The organism is Aequorivita sp. IT1183, from assembly GCF_058068265.1.
The window spans coordinates 1-15,665 of record NZ_JBYRHS010000006.1; the positions used below are offsets into that span (position 1 = coordinate 1).

The 15,665-nt window shown below is 37.9% G+C and carries 14 protein-coding genes; 7 read left to right on the forward strand and 7 right to left on the reverse strand.

Annotated elements, in window-relative coordinates; genetic code table 11:
- Nucleotides 1-685 precede the first annotated feature (685 nt).
- The 5 genes from thrS (at nucleotide 686) to AC3RVF_RS12700 (ending at nucleotide 5,034) form a co-directional block, all read left to right on the forward strand.
- The gene (gene thrS, locus AC3RVF_RS12680) at nucleotides 686-2,632 is read left to right on the forward strand and encodes a threonine--tRNA ligase (RefSeq protein ID WP_489693510.1); all 1,947 of its coding nucleotides are present in this window, start codon (nucleotides 686-688) and stop codon (nucleotides 2,630-2,632) included.
- 58 nt (nucleotides 2,633-2,690) lie between these two features.
- Nucleotides 2,691-3,203: a translation initiation factor IF-3 gene (infC, locus tag AC3RVF_RS12685; protein WP_489691947.1), complete on the forward strand. Its 513-nt coding sequence runs from the start codon at nucleotides 2,691-2,693 to the stop codon at nucleotides 3,201-3,203.
- A gap of 114 nt (nucleotides 3,204-3,317) precedes the next feature.
- Nucleotides 3,318-3,515: a 50S ribosomal protein L35 gene (gene rpmI / locus AC3RVF_RS12690; protein WP_435679519.1), complete on the forward strand. Its 198-nt coding sequence runs from the start codon at nucleotides 3,318-3,320 to the stop codon at nucleotides 3,513-3,515.
- A 120-nt stretch (nucleotides 3,516-3,635) separates the two neighbouring features.
- Nucleotides 3,636-3,980, forward strand: coding sequence for a 50S ribosomal protein L20 (gene rplT, locus AC3RVF_RS12695; RefSeq protein ID WP_489691608.1), 345 nt, complete (start codon nucleotides 3,636-3,638; stop codon nucleotides 3,978-3,980).
- Nucleotides 3,981-4,020: 40 nt separating this feature from the next.
- A complete protein-coding gene (locus AC3RVF_RS12700; protein WP_489693511.1) occupies nucleotides 4,021-5,034 on the forward strand; it encodes an OmpA family protein in 1,014 nt (337 codons plus the stop codon).
- Nucleotides 5,035-5,227: 193 nt separating this feature from the next.
- Here the strand turns inward: AC3RVF_RS12700 and AC3RVF_RS12705 are convergent, their stop codons facing one another.
- The 6 genes from AC3RVF_RS12705 to tgt all read right to left on the reverse strand — a co-directional run bounded on the left by AC3RVF_RS12705 (nucleotide 5,228) and on the right by tgt (nucleotide 12,556).
- On the reverse strand, nucleotides 5,228-6,487 hold the full coding sequence (locus AC3RVF_RS12705) for an asparagine synthetase B (protein WP_489691610.1): 1,260 nt from the start codon (nucleotides 6,485-6,487) through the stop codon (nucleotides 5,228-5,230).
- Nucleotides 6,488-6,727: 240 nt separating this feature from the next.
- Nucleotides 6,728-8,281: a replicative DNA helicase gene (dnaB, locus tag AC3RVF_RS12710; protein WP_489691611.1), complete on the reverse strand. Its 1,554-nt coding sequence runs from the start codon at nucleotides 8,279-8,281 to the stop codon at nucleotides 6,728-6,730.
- A 168-nt stretch (nucleotides 8,282-8,449) separates the two neighbouring features.
- A complete protein-coding gene (locus tag AC3RVF_RS12715; protein WP_489691612.1) occupies nucleotides 8,450-9,403 on the reverse strand; it encodes an acetyl-CoA carboxylase carboxyltransferase subunit alpha in 954 nt (317 codons plus the stop codon).
- A 52-nt stretch (nucleotides 9,404-9,455) separates the two neighbouring features.
- Nucleotides 9,456-10,358 carry a DMT family transporter gene (locus tag AC3RVF_RS12720; RefSeq protein WP_489691613.1) on the reverse strand — a complete coding sequence of 301 codons (903 nt, stop codon included), beginning with the start codon at nucleotides 10,356-10,358 and terminating at the stop codon, nucleotides 9,456-9,458.
- Nucleotides 10,345-11,424, reverse strand: coding sequence for an LptF/LptG family permease (locus AC3RVF_RS12725; RefSeq protein WP_489691614.1), 1,080 nt, complete (start codon nucleotides 11,422-11,424; stop codon nucleotides 10,345-10,347). Before AC3RVF_RS12725 ends, AC3RVF_RS12720 begins: the two co-directional genes overlap by 14 nt.
- Nucleotide 11,425: 1 nt before the next feature.
- The gene (tgt, locus tag AC3RVF_RS12730) at nucleotides 11,426-12,556 is read right to left on the reverse strand and encodes a tRNA guanosine(34) transglycosylase Tgt (RefSeq protein WP_489691615.1); all 1,131 of its coding nucleotides are present in this window, start codon (nucleotides 12,554-12,556) and stop codon (nucleotides 11,426-11,428) included.
- 233 nt (nucleotides 12,557-12,789) lie between these two features.
- Here tgt and AC3RVF_RS12735 point away from each other — a divergent pair, with 233 nt between their 5' ends.
- Complete coding sequence (locus tag AC3RVF_RS12735) at nucleotides 12,790-13,635, forward strand: transketolase (RefSeq protein WP_489691616.1); 846 nt, start codon at nucleotides 12,790-12,792, stop codon at nucleotides 13,633-13,635.
- 17 nt (nucleotides 13,636-13,652) lie between these two features.
- On the forward strand, nucleotides 13,653-14,606 hold the full coding sequence (locus AC3RVF_RS12740) for a transketolase family protein (protein ID WP_489693512.1): 954 nt from the start codon (nucleotides 13,653-13,655) through the stop codon (nucleotides 14,604-14,606).
- An 80-nt stretch (nucleotides 14,607-14,686) separates the two neighbouring features.
- Here AC3RVF_RS12740 and AC3RVF_RS12745 read toward each other — a convergent pair whose 3' ends face one another.
- A complete protein-coding gene (locus tag AC3RVF_RS12745; protein ID WP_489693513.1) occupies nucleotides 14,687-15,607 on the reverse strand; it encodes an FKBP-type peptidyl-prolyl cis-trans isomerase in 921 nt (306 codons plus the stop codon).
- Between the last annotated feature and the right edge of the window lie 58 nt (nucleotides 15,608-15,665).

The following is a 15,665-nucleotide window of genomic DNA, read 5'->3' on the forward strand; positions in this document are numbered from 1 at the left end:
GTGCTTATCTCTAAGCGGCTGCAAATATACAACTCTTTTTTAAACTCACAATGTTTTTTGAAAAACATTTGAAAAAAAATTTAAGAGCGAATTACTAACTTTCCCAACATCCTAGCTGCTGTTCTAAGCGGGTGCAAATATAACACCCTTTTTGTAACCGGCAATACTTTTTAAAGTATTTTTTTTCTAAATTTTAAAGAGCGTGTTTCAAGCTTTTCGACAACCAAATCTGTTATCTGAAGCGGGGTGCAAATGTACTCCCTTTTTTGTAACCTGCAATACTTTTTTTAAAGTATTTTTCTTAATTTTAAAAGAACTTGTTTTTGCTTTTCAAACTACCGAGGTTGTTATTCTAAGCGGGTGCAAATATAGATCGCTTTTCGATACCCACAAACTTATTTGAAGCTTTTTTTTCAATATTTACAATACTTCACACCAACTATCTCAACTGATAATACTTACGGCAAAAATATTTTTTGGACCACTTATACCTTAATATATAGACCAAATAAAACATCAAATATTCCACCTTTTAACCCAGAGGCTTTCACTCCTCTATTCTTCCTGTCAAATACAGCTATATCGATCATATAAAATTTGATTCCTTATACCTATAATAAGCAAAACCAATTATTGCAAGGCGCCAAAACTAATAGTATCTTTGCACCCTAAAATTTTTCAGTTTATGATAGCCATTACCTTACCAGATGGAAGTGTAAAGAATTTTGATGCAGGGGTTACTCCTATGGATGTAGCCAAAAGCATTAGCGAAGGATTTGCACGAAACGTAATTTCTGCATCCTTTAACGAGCTTACCGTAGAAACGAGCACTCCTTTAATGAAAGACGGAAGTCTTATACTATATACATGGAATAACGAAGAAGGGAAGAAAGCGTTTTGGCATTCTTCTGCCCACATCCTTGCGCAGGCTTTGGAGCAATTCTATCCTGGAATCAAATTAACGATTGGTCCAGCTATTGAAAATGGGTTTTATTACGATGTAGATTTTGGAGACAAAACTATTTCAGAAAAAGATTTAAAAGAGATAGAGGATAAAATGATAACCATTGCTCGTGGCAAGCACGAATTTTCAATTCGTGAAACTTCGAAGAGTGATGCATTAGATTACTATAAAAAGCAAAACAACGAATATAAAGTAGAGCTGATTGAAAATCTGGAAGACGGAACCATAACCTTCTGCGACCATGATAACTTTACAGATCTATGCCGAGGCGGACATATTCCGAATACTGGAATTGTAAAAGCCATTAAATTAATGAGTATTGCCGGAGCCTATTGGAGAGGTGATGAAAATAACAAGCAGCTAACTCGTATTTACGGTATCAGTTTTCCAAAACAAAAGGATTTAACTGAATACCTTGAGTTACTAGAACAGGCAAAACAACGCGACCACAGAAAACTTGGAAAAGAGCTTGAGCTTTTCACCTTTTCAAAAAAAGTTGGTCAAGGTCTTCCATTGTGGCTTCCTAAAGGAGCTGCACTTCGTGAAAGACTTGAGAACTTCCTGAAGAAAGCTCAGAAAAAGGCTGGTTACGAAATGGTAATCACTCCTCATATTGGTCAAAAGGAACTTTATGTTACTTCTGGTCATTATGAAAAGTATGGAGCAGATAGCTTTCAACCTATACATACACCAAGCGAAGGCGAAGAGTTTCTTTTGAAACCAATGAACTGTCCGCATCATTGCGAAATTTACAATAGCAGACCTTGGTCTTATAAAGATTTACCGAAACGTTTTGCTGAATTCGGTACAGTATATAGGTATGAGCAAAGTGGAGAGCTTCACGGTTTAACTCGTGTTCGCGGTTTTACGCAAGATGACGCACATATTTTCTGTATGCCAGACCAATTAGACGATGAGTTTAAGAAGGTAATTGATTTGGTGTTATATGTTTTCGGTTCTTTAGGATTTGAGAATTTCTATACGCAAGTTTCATTGCGCGATCCAAAGAAACCAGAGAAATACATTGGAAGTCTAGAAAATTGGGATAAAGCAGAAAAAGCAATTATTAGTGCTGCCGAAGCAAAAGGACTTGATTATAAAATTGAATACGGCGAAGCAGCCTTTTACGGTCCAAAACTGGATTTCATGGTAAAAGATGCACTTGGAAGAAGCTGGCAATTGGGAACAATTCAGGTAGATTACAACCTTCCAGAGCGTTTTGAATTAGAGTACAAAGGCAGTGATAACGAGATGCATAGACCGGTGATGATACACCGTGCACCTTTTGGAAGCATGGAGCGTTTTGTTGCTATATTGTTAGAGCACACTGGGGGTAACTTCCCGCTTTGGCTTATGCCTGAGCAAGTGAGCATATTATCTTTGAGTGAAAAATATGAAAAATACTCACAAAAAGTTTTAGATTTGCTTGAAAATGACGAAATTCGCGCCCTTGTTGACAATAGAAATGAGACAATTGGCAAGAAAATTAGGGAGGCAGAAATGAATAAAATCCCTTATATGTTGATTGTAGGGGAGCAGGAGGAAAAAGATGGAACGATTTCTGTGCGTAAGCACGGCGAAGGCGATCTAGGTACAATGACTCCGCAAGCCTTCTCAAAATTGATTCAGGAAGAGATTAAAAAAGAATCGAAAGAATTTAATGTTTAACTAAAATTAGTAAGCCATAGCAATACGTAGAAAAAGAAGTAGAGGACCTGCAAGGATAATTAAGGAAGATCAACACAGAATCAATGGAAAGATTCGTGCTGAAGAAGTCCGCCTTGTAGGAGACAATGTTGAAATAGGAGTTTATCCTTTAAAGAAAGCACGTGAATTTGCTGAAGAGCAAGAACTTGATCTTGTAGAAATTTCACCAAATGCAAACCCTCCCGTTTGTAAAGTAATAGACTATAAAAAGTTTGTTTACGAACAGAAGAAACGCGAAAAAGTTTTAAAGGCAAAAGCTACCAAAGTTACCATTAAGGAAATTAGGTTCGGGCCCAATACAGACGATCACGATTATGATTTCAAAAAGAAGCACGGCGAAAAGTTTTTGCAGGAAGGCTCAAAATTGAAAGCATATGTGTTCTTTAAAGGACGATCAATTATCTATAAAGATCAAGGTGAAATTTTACTTTTACGTCTTGCTAGAGATCTTGAGGAATTCGGAAAAGTAGAGTCGATGCCAAAACTTGAAGGAAAGCGAATGATAATGTTCATCGCGCCGAAGAAAAAGTAATCTATACGCAGGTTTCAATAATCTGCATTGATTCAAAATAAAAAGACACTTCAGATTCTTATTGAATTTGCAGTTTACAATAAAGCGAAATAATTAATAATAAAGTAGGAAAACATGCCGAAACAAAAAACAAAATCCAGTGCCAAAAAGCGTTTTAAGCTAACAGGTACAGGTAAGATTAAAAGAAAGCATGCGTTTAAAAGCCACATCTTAACAAAGAAAAGCAAAAAACGTAAACTTGCATTAACCCATGATGGGTTAGTTCACAAGGCCGACGAGAGTAATGTTAAGCAAATGCTTCGAATGAAGTAATACCGCTTAACCGGTTAAAACTATTATTTAAACCCTGGAGTAGCGCTCATAAAAGTATTCAGTATTCAGTGATCAGAAATCAGTGTTTGCGAATCGCCTGCTACAAAAACATTTAAAATTATGCCAAGATCAGTAAATTCAGTAGCGAAGAGAGCCCGCCGTAAAAAGGTTCTTAAACAAGCCAAAGGTTACTTTGGAAGACGTAAAAATGTATGGACGGTAGCTAAAAACGCCGTAGATAAAGCAATGCTTTATTCATACCGTGACCGTCGTGTAAAAAAGAGAAATTTCAGATCCTTATGGATTACCCGTATTAACGCGGGTGCAAGACAGCATGGAATGTCTTATTCACAATTTATGGGTAGTATGAAAAGTAGTGGAATCGAACTTAACCGTAAGGTTTTGGCAGATTTGGCTATGAACCATCCAGAGGCTTTTGCCGCAATCGTAAAACAAGTAAAATAAGACATTAACTATATTATTTCGCCTAAAAACCGCTTCAGAAATGAGGCGGTTTTTTTATGCCTCAAATTCAAGTAAAGTAGAATTAGTATCTTCGTTTAAAATTGAAATGATGCTCCGCTCCTACTTTCTTCTTTTAATAGCTTTGGCGTTTTCGGGAAACTATATTTTCGCACAAAAAGGAACTGGCAAACTATACAAAATTGATCGTTACGAATCTATATATCTGCCTCTAGGTAAGATTTCATTTGCCGATAAACTAATAGCATATAAAGTTGGAAAGCCTGCGCCAATTAAAAAATACAGAGACAGCATACAATCGCTTCACGAACCAAATTACAGAAATTACCAAACGCCCAATTTTCTTTCCTTGGGGTGCGGTGGTTCTTTAACTGTTCAATTTACCGATAATGGTTTTATGAATTTGCCCGGCGATGATCTTTACATTTTTGAAGTTGGTCCCTCACGTGAGGCTGCAAAAATAGAGATTTCACAAGACGGAGTTGATTGGGTTTATGCGGGGAAAATAGCAGGCGGAAAATCGTCTATAGAATTAAGTGATGCGGGAATTGACGAAGAAAGAGTATTCTACTTTTTACGGATTACAGATATGGAAGATCTTTGCAGAAGCATAAGTGCTGGTGCCGATATTGATGCAATTGGAGCTATAAACAGTGTTATAAAACTTACTATAAATGCCGATGTTTTGTTTGATGTAGCAAAATATGATTTGAAGGAAACTGCAAAACACAGTCTCGATTCTTTGGTGAAAACCATTCAACGAGTAGACAAAGCAACCATTTTGATAGAAGGCCATACCGATAGTGACGGAGACGAAACTCTAAATATGATACTTTCTGAAAACAGATGCATTTCCGTAAAGGAAAGGTTAGTAGAAATATTTGGTGAAAATTCCCTATATGAATTCCAAATAAAACCCTACGGCGAAAGCAAAGCTCGTGTTCCGAATGATTCTAAAGAAAATAAACAACTTAATAGAAGAGTAGAAATTACGGTTTTGCCACCAAAAGACTATTACGAAGGACTTGCTAAGTGAGACCCTTCGACTGCGCTCAGGGTGACAAAGTAGTAAGAAGAAAGACCTTTCGACTGCGCTCAAGGTGACAAAGTTATTAATATGAAAAACCTTCGACTGCGCTCAGGGGGGCATATTAAATTAGAATCATAAACCTTTCGACTGCGCTCAAGGGGACATATTGCGCTCAGGGGGACAGATTGCGCTCAAAAACCTAGGTTTTTTGCTTTTTCTTTTTGGCGGCAGGGAATAACACATTGTTCAAAATAAGTCTGTAGCCAGGTGATTTTGGGTGTAGTGCCAATTCTGTCTTGGCATCCCCTACTCTATGTTGATAATCTTCGGGGTCGTGACCTCCATAAAACGTAAAGAATCCTTTTCCTTTTATTCCGTGAATATAGCGCGCTTCTCCGTTGCTTTTGTTTTCGCCCATCACCAAAACATTGCTTTTAATTTCGTCTGGGTCAAAAGATGTTGTTTGTCCCATAAATCCCTTTACCAATGAAGTATGGTTTTGGCAAAGCATGGTAGGAATCGGGTCCCATTTAGCGGAGTAATCCATTAATGTGAAATAATCTGATTCCTTTGCAATGCGACGTTTCTCCGTCATATCGATACTCGAAAATTCATAAACCATCGGGTTACGCTCCAAAATATAATCCTTAAATGCGAAGGTTTTGTTGTAATCAATTTTGCTTTGGTAGCCAGCTTCACTTGGATCTCCATCAAACATTGGTTCACAAATATCAACACCTTCTGCGGAAAGTGCGATGTCAAAACTATCCGTTGCACTACACATAGCAAACATAAATCCGCCGCCAATTACATAATCACGAATTTTCTTGGCAACATCCAGCTTCTCTTCAGAAACTTTATTATATCCCAATTTTGTAGCAAGGGCTTCGGCTTTATTTTTTTCTTCAATGTACCAAGGTGCAGAACGATAGGCACGATAGAATTTTCCGTATTGACCAGTAAAATCTTCGTGGTGTAAATGCAACCAATCGTAGAGAATTAGTTGGTCGCTTAAAACCTCTTCGTCATAAATTACGGTATATGGAATTTCAGCATAGGTCAAAACCATAGTCACGGCATCGTCCCACGGAAGATTTCCTTTTGGGGAATAAACCGCAACTTTAGGTGCTTTTTCTAAAACTACAGCGTCCATATTTTTAGATGGACTACTAATATCAGTAAGGATTTGTTCGGTTTTACTATCGGAAATAACTTCAAAAGAGACGCCGCGAATCTGGCATTCTCTTTGAATTTCGGGAGAATCTGGCATTAAAAATGAACCGCCGCGATAATTGAGCAGCCATTTTACTTTTTGCTGTTTCTCCAAAACCCAATAAGTAATTCCGTAAGCTTTTAGGTGCTCCTTTTGACTTTCGGCATCCATAGGAATAAGGATATATGAAGCGGAAGCTTTTATTGAAAAAAGAAGTAAAAATATGATAAGAATAAATCGTGTCATCGTGCGAATATAACGACAATTTTTAAGCCATGTTTTAGATATGAAAAAATATAATTGGAAAGAGAGACCCTTCGACTGCGCTCAGGGTGACATGTTGCGGTCATGGTCAGAGTTAAATTAGAATCAAAGACCTTTCGACTGCGCTCAAGGTGACACATGAGTTGATCGTGATAAAGTAATTAGAATGAAAAACCCTTCGACTGCGCTCAGGGGGACATATTGCTCAGGGGGACAGGTTAATTAGAAAGGTACGTCGTTATCATCATCTGCAGAGAAATCATTGTTCATTGAACTTCCGAAAGCTTCGTTTGCTGAAGGCAAATTTTTGGTTTTAAACGTATCGTCATTAGCAGCATCGTTCATTCTAGAATGAATTTCTGTGGGGATGTCGAAGGTTTCTAGGTTATCAAACTTACCTAAATTACCTACGAACTTAAGTCGAATTTCATCTAAGCCACCATTACGGTGTTTTGCTATTATAAGTTCGGCTTGGCCCGCAGTTGGGGTGTGTTCTTCATCATCCCATTCGTCAATCTTGTAATATTCTGGGCGATAAATAAAGGAAACAATATCTGCATCTTGCTCAATTGCTCCAGATTCACGAAGGTCAGATAGTAATGGTCTCTTACTACCTCCACGTGTTTCAACAGCACGAGAAAGCTGGGAAAGTGCAATTACGGGAATACTTAATTCCTTTGCTAATGCTTTTAGGTTACGCGAAATAGTAGATATTTCTTGTTCCCTGTTACCTCCTTTTTGGCTTCCACCTGCCGTCATTAATTGCAAATAATCTACAATTATAAGCTTAATGCCGTGTTGGGAAGAAAGTCTTCTTGCCTTGGCGCGTAAATCGAAAATAGAAAGTGAAGGAGTGTCATCAATAAAAAGTGGGGCTTTTTCGAGGCCTTTTACTTTAACGTTCAACTGCTCCCATTCGTGTTTTTCGAGATTTCCAGTACGTAATTTTTCTGAACTCAACTGAGTTTCTGAGGAAATTAAACGAGTAATAAGTTGTACGGACGACATTTCCAAAGAGAAAAAGGCTACCGGAATATTGTGTTCAACAGCCATATTTCGAGCCATTGAAAGCGTTAATGCTGTTTTACCCATACCAGGACGAGCAGCAATAATAATTAAATCACTAGGTTGCCAGCCCGAAGTAAGGTTATCTAGTTTTGTAAAACCAGAAGGAACTCCCGAAAGGCCTTCCTTATTGGCAATTTCTTCAATTCTTTTCTTAGCTTGAATTACAAGATTCTGAGCAGTTTCTGAAGAACGTTTAATATTTCCCTGTGTAACTTCATATAATTTTGCTTCAGCGTTGTCTAAAAGATCAAAAACGTCTGTGCCTTCATTATACGAATCTTCGATTATTTCGTTTGAAATTTTTATTAGACTTCGTTGGATATATTTCTGAAGAATAATACGCGCGTGGAACTCAATATGTGCCGAAGAAGACACTTTTTGGGTTAATTGTATCAAGTAAAACTCACCTCCCACAAGTTCCAGTTTCCCTTGTTTCTTAAGTTGCGTAGAAACGGTTAATAAGTCTACTGGTTGGCTGTCTTCGAACAAATTATGGATGGCCTCAAAGATGTGTTGATGGGCTTGTTTATAGAAAACCTCAGAATGTAGGATATCTATTACTTCATCAACTCCTTTTTTGTCAATCATCAAAGCCCCAAGTACAACTTCTTCTAAATCAAGGGCTTGTGGCGGTATTTTGCCTTTTTCAAGCGATATAACTTGCGTAGGGCGAGATGAATAACTAGTTTGGGGTTTGATTTTTTCCATGAAGCGAATGTAAAGAAAATGTTAAGAGAAATGATAGATTAGTAGAGTTACGATATTAACCGTTCTTCAACAATTGAACTGTTGAAAACTCCGATTTATTGTTGATAACCCGTAAAAAAATCCGAGGCTCTCGCTTCGGATTTACGGTATGATAAGCTATAGTACGTTTTAACCTTTGAACTCGCCCATATCTAAATATTTTTCCATCCTATTTTTTACCAAATCGGTTGGGGATAACATTTTTAATGAATTATAAGTCTTTTCAATTACCTCAGCAACTGTTGTAAAAGTCTTTTCTCGATTACTATGAGCGCCACCTAAAGGTTCCTTGACAATTTCGTCAATAAGCTTCAGTTTTTTCATATCAATAGCCGTAAGTTTTAGAGCTTCGGCTGCTTGTTCTTTAAATTCCCAGCTTCTCCATAATATAGAGGAGCAGCTTTCTGGAGAAATTACAGAGTACCAGGTATTTTCTAGCATTAGCACTTTATCGCCAACACCAATTCCTAAAGCACCACCACTTGCACCTTCACCAATTATTACAACCATAATTGGAACTTTAAGGCGGGTCATTTCGAGAATGTTTCGGGCAATGGCTTCACCTTGTCCTCTTTCTTCAGCTTCTAAACCTGGGAAAGCACCGGGTGTATCTACGAAACATACTACAGGTACATTAAATTTTTCTGCAGATTTCATTAAGCGCAACGCTTTTCTGTAACCTTCGGGATTTGCCATTCCGAAGTTTCGGTATTGGCGCGTTTTTGTATTGAAACCTTTTTGCTGGCCTACGAACATATAACTTTGGTTGCCAATTTTACCGAGGCCACCAACCATTGCTTTGTCGTCTTTAAAACCACGATCACCGTGAAGTTCTAAAAATGAATCGCCACAAATGGCTTTTATATAATCCATTGTATATGGACGATCGGGATGACGCGATAACTGAACGCGCTGCCAAGGGGTTAGGTTTTTATATATGTCTAATTTGGTTTCTTTTAGCTTTTTTTCAATCTGCTTGCAGGTGTTAGTTACATCTACATCGCTCTCCTCACCAATAAGGCAAGCTTTTTCGTATTGCTCCTGCAATTCTTTAATAGGGAGTTCAAAATCAAGATATTCCATAATTTATTCCTTCGTTTTATAAAGGTTGGTGTACAAAGATAAAATTTTGTTTTTAGGTGTTGCTCAATCTTCTTCGTTTTCTTTCCTGAGTAATTTTAATGATACCGTTGGCTACTACTGTAAGTAATATAATAGCTGCGCCGTAATAAAATTGCGGACTCATGTTTTCAGAATCGCCCAAAACGATGAGTGCCAAAATGATACCGTACACAGGTTCCATATTTATGGTAAGCATTACTGTGTATGGGCTAATCCATTTCATTACATGTATTGAAGCAATAAAAGCATAGGCAGTACAACCAGATGCCAAGATGAATAAATAAATCCAATCGTGCGTTGAAACGGTGAAGAATTCAGGTGTAAATTTTCCAGAAAATGCTAAGTAGATTGTTATTCCCAACACGCCGAATAGTAGTTCGTAAAATGAAATTGCCGAGGCTTTATGCTTTAGTATAAACTTGCCATTTATTACCGAAAATAGTGCGCTTAAGAATGCTGAGATAAGCGCCAGTATAATTCCTAAAGTATAAGATCCTTCTACATCAAAAATAATGTAGAGCCCAACGACTACTATGAGCCCGAAGAGTACTTCGTATAAAATAATTTTTCTTCCGTATAATAAGGGCTCTAAAAATGATGCGAAGAATGCTCCTGTGGAAATTACTGCGAGCGTCACCGAAACGTTTGAAGCTTTTATGGCTCCAAAGAAAGTGAGCCAGTGCAATGCTATTATAATTCCCGCTAGGGCAAAACCTCCCAAGGTTTTTAGCGGGAATTTTAAATTCTCTTTTCTCGCTTTCAGAAATATCAAAATTATTACAGAAGCCATAAGCATCCGGTACCAAACCAGTGGGATGGCTTCCAAAGAAATTAGTGCGCCTAAAACGGCAGTAAAACCCCAGATAAATACTATAAAATGTAGGTGGAGGTAGTTGAGGAGCTTATCGTTTCGCATTTCTTAAAAGATAGATTGCTAAAATTGCGAATACAAAGTTAGGAAACCAAGTAGCTATAAGCGGAGAAAAATCACTCTGCTCTGCCATGGTACCGAATACTTTATCAAAAAATACAAAAATCATCCCTATACTAATCCCAATAGCAAGGTTAAGCCCCATTCCCCCGCGTCTTTTTACTGAGGAAACTGCAACGGCAATAATGGTTAAAATATAGGCTGAAACGGGCAAACTCCAACGTTTGTAACGAACCACTTCGTACCTATTTATATAGGAGGAACCACGTGCTTTTTCTTTTTTGATAAAATCGTTCAACTCCGTAAAATTTAATGTCTCCGCGATATAGGTTACTGGCGTTAAATCTTCCAAATCGAAAGAGAACACAGTGTCTAGTTTGGGTTTACTTTCTAAAATATCATGGTTCTCCCCTATTTTTCGTTTGTTGTAATGAAACAGTGAATAGGTACTGTCCTTGTCATTATATTTAATCTGTCCTGCTGAGATTTTATAGGTCATCTCGTTTCCTTCAAAGTGTTCTAAAGTGAAGTTGCTTCCTATTTTATCTGTTACATTAAAGTAGCTTACGTAGATGTAATCGTTGTCGTTAATCTGAGTGTAAACGTTGCTTTGATCCCGATCCTGTTTCCCTTTTTTTAGATAATTATAAGAGAACTCATTAAAACCTTTACTTGCCTTTGGCGCCAAATACATACTGAAACCAAGAGCTGCAATACAAACGATGGTGGCTCCTATAATATAAGGTCTCAGAAAACGATAATAGGAAACCCCACTACTCAAAAAGGCAATTACCTCGGTATCATTGGCGAGTTTTGAGGTAAACCAAATAACAGAAAGAAATAGAAATAGCGGAAATAATAGGTTTGCGAAGTAAATAGTGAAATTATAGAGATAAATCATCACCTCCATAAAAGGCACTTCGTTTTCGAGGATTTTATCTATTTTCTCTGCAAGGTGAACGGTGATTCCAATAGGTATAAATAGCAATAGCAGGAGCGTGAAAGTGCCCAAGTATTTTTTAAGTATGTATCTATCGAGTATGCTAAGCATCTTACAATCGTTGTTCCAATTTTTTTACCATTATGTTTTTCCATTGGGCGAAATCACCCGCTAATATATGTTTTCTGGCCTCGCGAACCAACCATAAATAGAACCCTAGATTATGAATAGTTGCTATTTGTCTTCCTAACATTTCATTCACGGTAAACAGATGACGAAGGTATGCTTTGCTATAGTCTGTATCTACCCAAGTTATAGCCATAGGATCGATGACTGAAAGATCATCTCCCCACTTTTTGTTCTTTATATTGATAATTCCTTCGGAAGTGAAAAGCATCCCATTGCGCCCATTTCTAGTTGGCATAACGCAGTCGAACATATCTACACCTAAAGCGATGTTTTCTAAAATATTTGCTGGTGTTCCCACACCCATTAAATACCTCGGTTTATCCTTCGGAAGAATTTCGGTTACTACTGCCGTCATTTCATACATTTCGTCTGCAGGTTCGCCAACTGAAAGTCCGCCAATTGCGTTACCCTCTGCGCCTACCGAAGCAATATACTCTGCAGATTGTCTTCTTAAATCTTTATAAGTACTACCCTGAACGATTGGGAAAAATGTTTGGCCGTAATCGTATTTCAGCGGGGTTTTATCCAAATGTTTTATACAGCGATCTAGCCAGCGATGCGTCATGTGCATAGAACGTTTTGCATAATTATATTCGCAAGGATATGGCGTACACTCATCGAACGCCATAATAATATCGGCACCAATCGAGCGCTGAATTTCCATTACATTTTCGGGGGTGAACACGTGGTAACTACCGTCTATATGACTTTTAAACTTTACACCTTCTTCTTTAATCTTTCTATTTGCCGAAAGCGAATACACTTGGTAGCCGCCACTATCGGTTAAAATATTACGGTCCCAGTTTATAAATTTATGGATACCTCCCGCTTTTTCAATAATAGGCGTTTGCGGTCTTAGGTATAAATGGTAGGTGTTACTTAGAATAACATCCGGATTTATATCTTCTTTTAGTTCGCGCTGGTGTACACCTTTTACGGTGCCCACGGTGCCAACAGGCATAAATATAGGAGTTTCAATTACTCCGTGATCTGTAGTTATAGTTGCGGCGCGGGCGCTGCTTTGTAAGTCGGTGGCTTCTAATTTAAAGTGCATTCAGCAAATTTTATTGAGGGGGCAAAGATAATTTTATTAATTCAGAATTGTGAATTATGAATTATGAATATTGCTACTTATTAGCGAAACCCAGATTATTGTAAAGTTTGAATTCTAAAATCTGAATTGAAAGCATGTTAACAAAACTTCTAAATCGTTAATAAAAGCATTGATATACACTTTGTACGCCCCCTAGAAAACCTTACTTTTGAGGCTGAAATTTAAAACATATTATGGCAGATTACAAAGCACTGGAGGATTTGGTAGTTCAGGTCCGCAGAGATATTTTACGGCAAGTACACAAGGTTAATTCTGGACATCCTGGAGGTTCTCTAGGTTGTGCCGAATTTTTCGTTGCACTTTACAACGAGCTAATGGAACGCAACGATACTTTTGAAATGGATGGCATTGGCGAAGATTTATTTTTCTTGTCTAACGGTCATATTTCTCCTGTATTTTACAGTGTTTTGGCACGTGCAGGATATTTCCCTGTGGAAGAATTGAACACATTCCGCCTACTTAATTCACGTTTACAAGGACATCCAACTACGCACGAAGGTTTACCAGGCATTCGTATTGCTTCGGGATCTTTGGGTCAAGGTATTTCAGCTTCTATTGGTGCTGCACAGGCAAAAGAACTAAACAACGACAAGCATATTATTTACACACTTTGTGGTGATGGCGAATTACAAGAAGGCCAAAACTGGGAAGCAATAATGTATGCTGCCGGAAACAAAGTGGATAATCTAATTGTAACCGTAGATTTAAACGGCCAACAAATTGATGGCTCAACAGACAATGTGCTTCCTATGGGAAACATTAAAGGAAAATTTGAAGCCTTTGGTTGGGATGTTATGGATATTGAAAAAGGAAACGATTTAACAGCAATCATTTCTGGAATGAAGAAAGCAAAAGAAAAAACTGGCAACGGAAAGCCTGTTTGTGTTCTATTGCATACCATTATGGGGAACGGTGTAGATTTTATGATGCACACCCATGATTGGCACGGAAAAGCTCCAAACGATGAGCAGTTGGAAAACGCACTTTCACAAAACCCTGTAACTCTGGGAGATTATTAAATTTGAAAAGATTCACAATGAAAAAATACACAGATACAGGCAAAAAAGATACACGTTCAGGTTTTGGTGATGGATTGACTGAGCTTGGAAAGAAAAATAAAGATGTTGTTGCACTTTGCGCAGATCTTACTGGTTCATTAAAGATGGACGAGTTTAAAGCAAACCATCCGGAGCGCTTTTTTCAAGTAGGAATTGCCGAAGCAAATATGATTGGTATGGCTGCGGGAATGACTATTGGCGGGAAAATTCCTTTTACAGGAACTTTTGCTAATTTCTCTACCGGTCGCGTTTATGACCAAATTAGACAGAGTGTTGCCTATAGCGGTAAAAACGTAAAAATATGTGCATCTCACGCAGGTTTGACTCTAGGTGAAGATGGCGCGACGCATCAAATATTGGAAGATATAGGGTTGATGAAAATGCTACCTGGAATGACTGTAATCAATACTTGCGATTACAACCAGACTAAAGCTGCAACTATTGCTATCGCAGATTATGAAGGCCCAGTTTATCTTCGTTTTGGACGACCAAAAGTTGCTAACTTCACCCCTGCCGATCAGAATTTTCAGATAGGAAAAGCGGTTCAGTTACAGGAAGGAACTGATGTTACTATTATTGCAACGGGTCATTTAGTTTGGGAAGCTTTGCAAGCAGCAGATACTTTGAACGAAAACGGAATTACAGCCGATGTTATAAACATTCACACTATAAAACCTTTAGATGACGCAGCTATTTTGAAAAGCGTTAAAAAGACCGGTTGTGTAGTTACTGCCGAAGAGCATAATTTTCTTGGTGGTTTAGGTGAAAGCGTAGCGCGTTTGCTTGCAACGCAGCATCCTGCGCCGCAAGAATTAATAGCCACTCAAGATACTTTTGGTGAATCGGGAACACCAGAGCAATTAATGGATAAATACGGCCTTAATGCTTCAGCAATTGTAAATGCAGTGAAAAAAGTTATAGCTCGCAAATAAATGCAATAGCAATTTCAGAATATCAAAAAAGCCCGACTCTTTATAGAATCGGGCTTTTTTAGTTATTGATTTTTCAGAGATTAATTCTCAGGATCTAAGTAATCTGGAATGCCATCACCATTTGAATCTGGAAATGTTATTACACCATTACCATCTATTTCTATTTCAAATTTAGTGAGTCTGCCGTCGCCATCATCGTCAGTATCTAAATAATTCACAATACCGTCTCCATCAGTATCGTCATCCATCAAGTAGCCATTTCCGCTAAGGTCTTCCATAAAAGAAGGAATTCCATCTTCATCGTGGTCTGCAACTTCGGAAGCGAATAATTCAAAAGAAAATATTACTTGTTCATATTCATCAAGACCACCTGTCGCACCAAATTGATAGTAAGCTAGACCTGAAGGTATAAATACCGCTCCAATACCAAAGTCTTCAAAAGACAGGGTGCCATCAGGATTAGTCGTAACGCTTGCAGCGCCTCTAAACTGTATAATAGCTTGTTGCAGGCCTCTAATAATGCCTGACGATGTTTGGGTATCTACAAGGTTAAACCGAACTGGAATAACTGAGCTATCAAACAAGTCTAAATTCATCAACCTTCCATCATAGGTGTTAGTGGTATAATCTGAAAAATTAGGCTTATCTCCACTACCTTCACGAACACTTAAATAGTAAAGTTTATAGGTAACATCAGTATCAAAAAGATCGACAACCTCTAGGAAGTCTACTTGGTCTATCAACTTTGTTTTAGAGGCGTTATCGCCAGCGATAGTATCAAATTTTATTTTGAAGTTCTGTGGATCGGCCGCAAATTCTTCATAATTGTAAAAGTGAGTTTCCAAAAACGCTTCAATCTCGGCTTGAGCTCTTATTGCTTCGGGTCCTCGATCTCTTGGTGGAATTGTTACAATATCATCACCGTCATCTTTTTTACAAGAAACAGTAACAACGAGCATTACAATTAATAGAGCGATCGCGTATTTAATTTTTATCATCATCAATTTTTTGTGGGCGCAAGATACAATTTTCCGCTATTTTTGCACACTACATTAACGT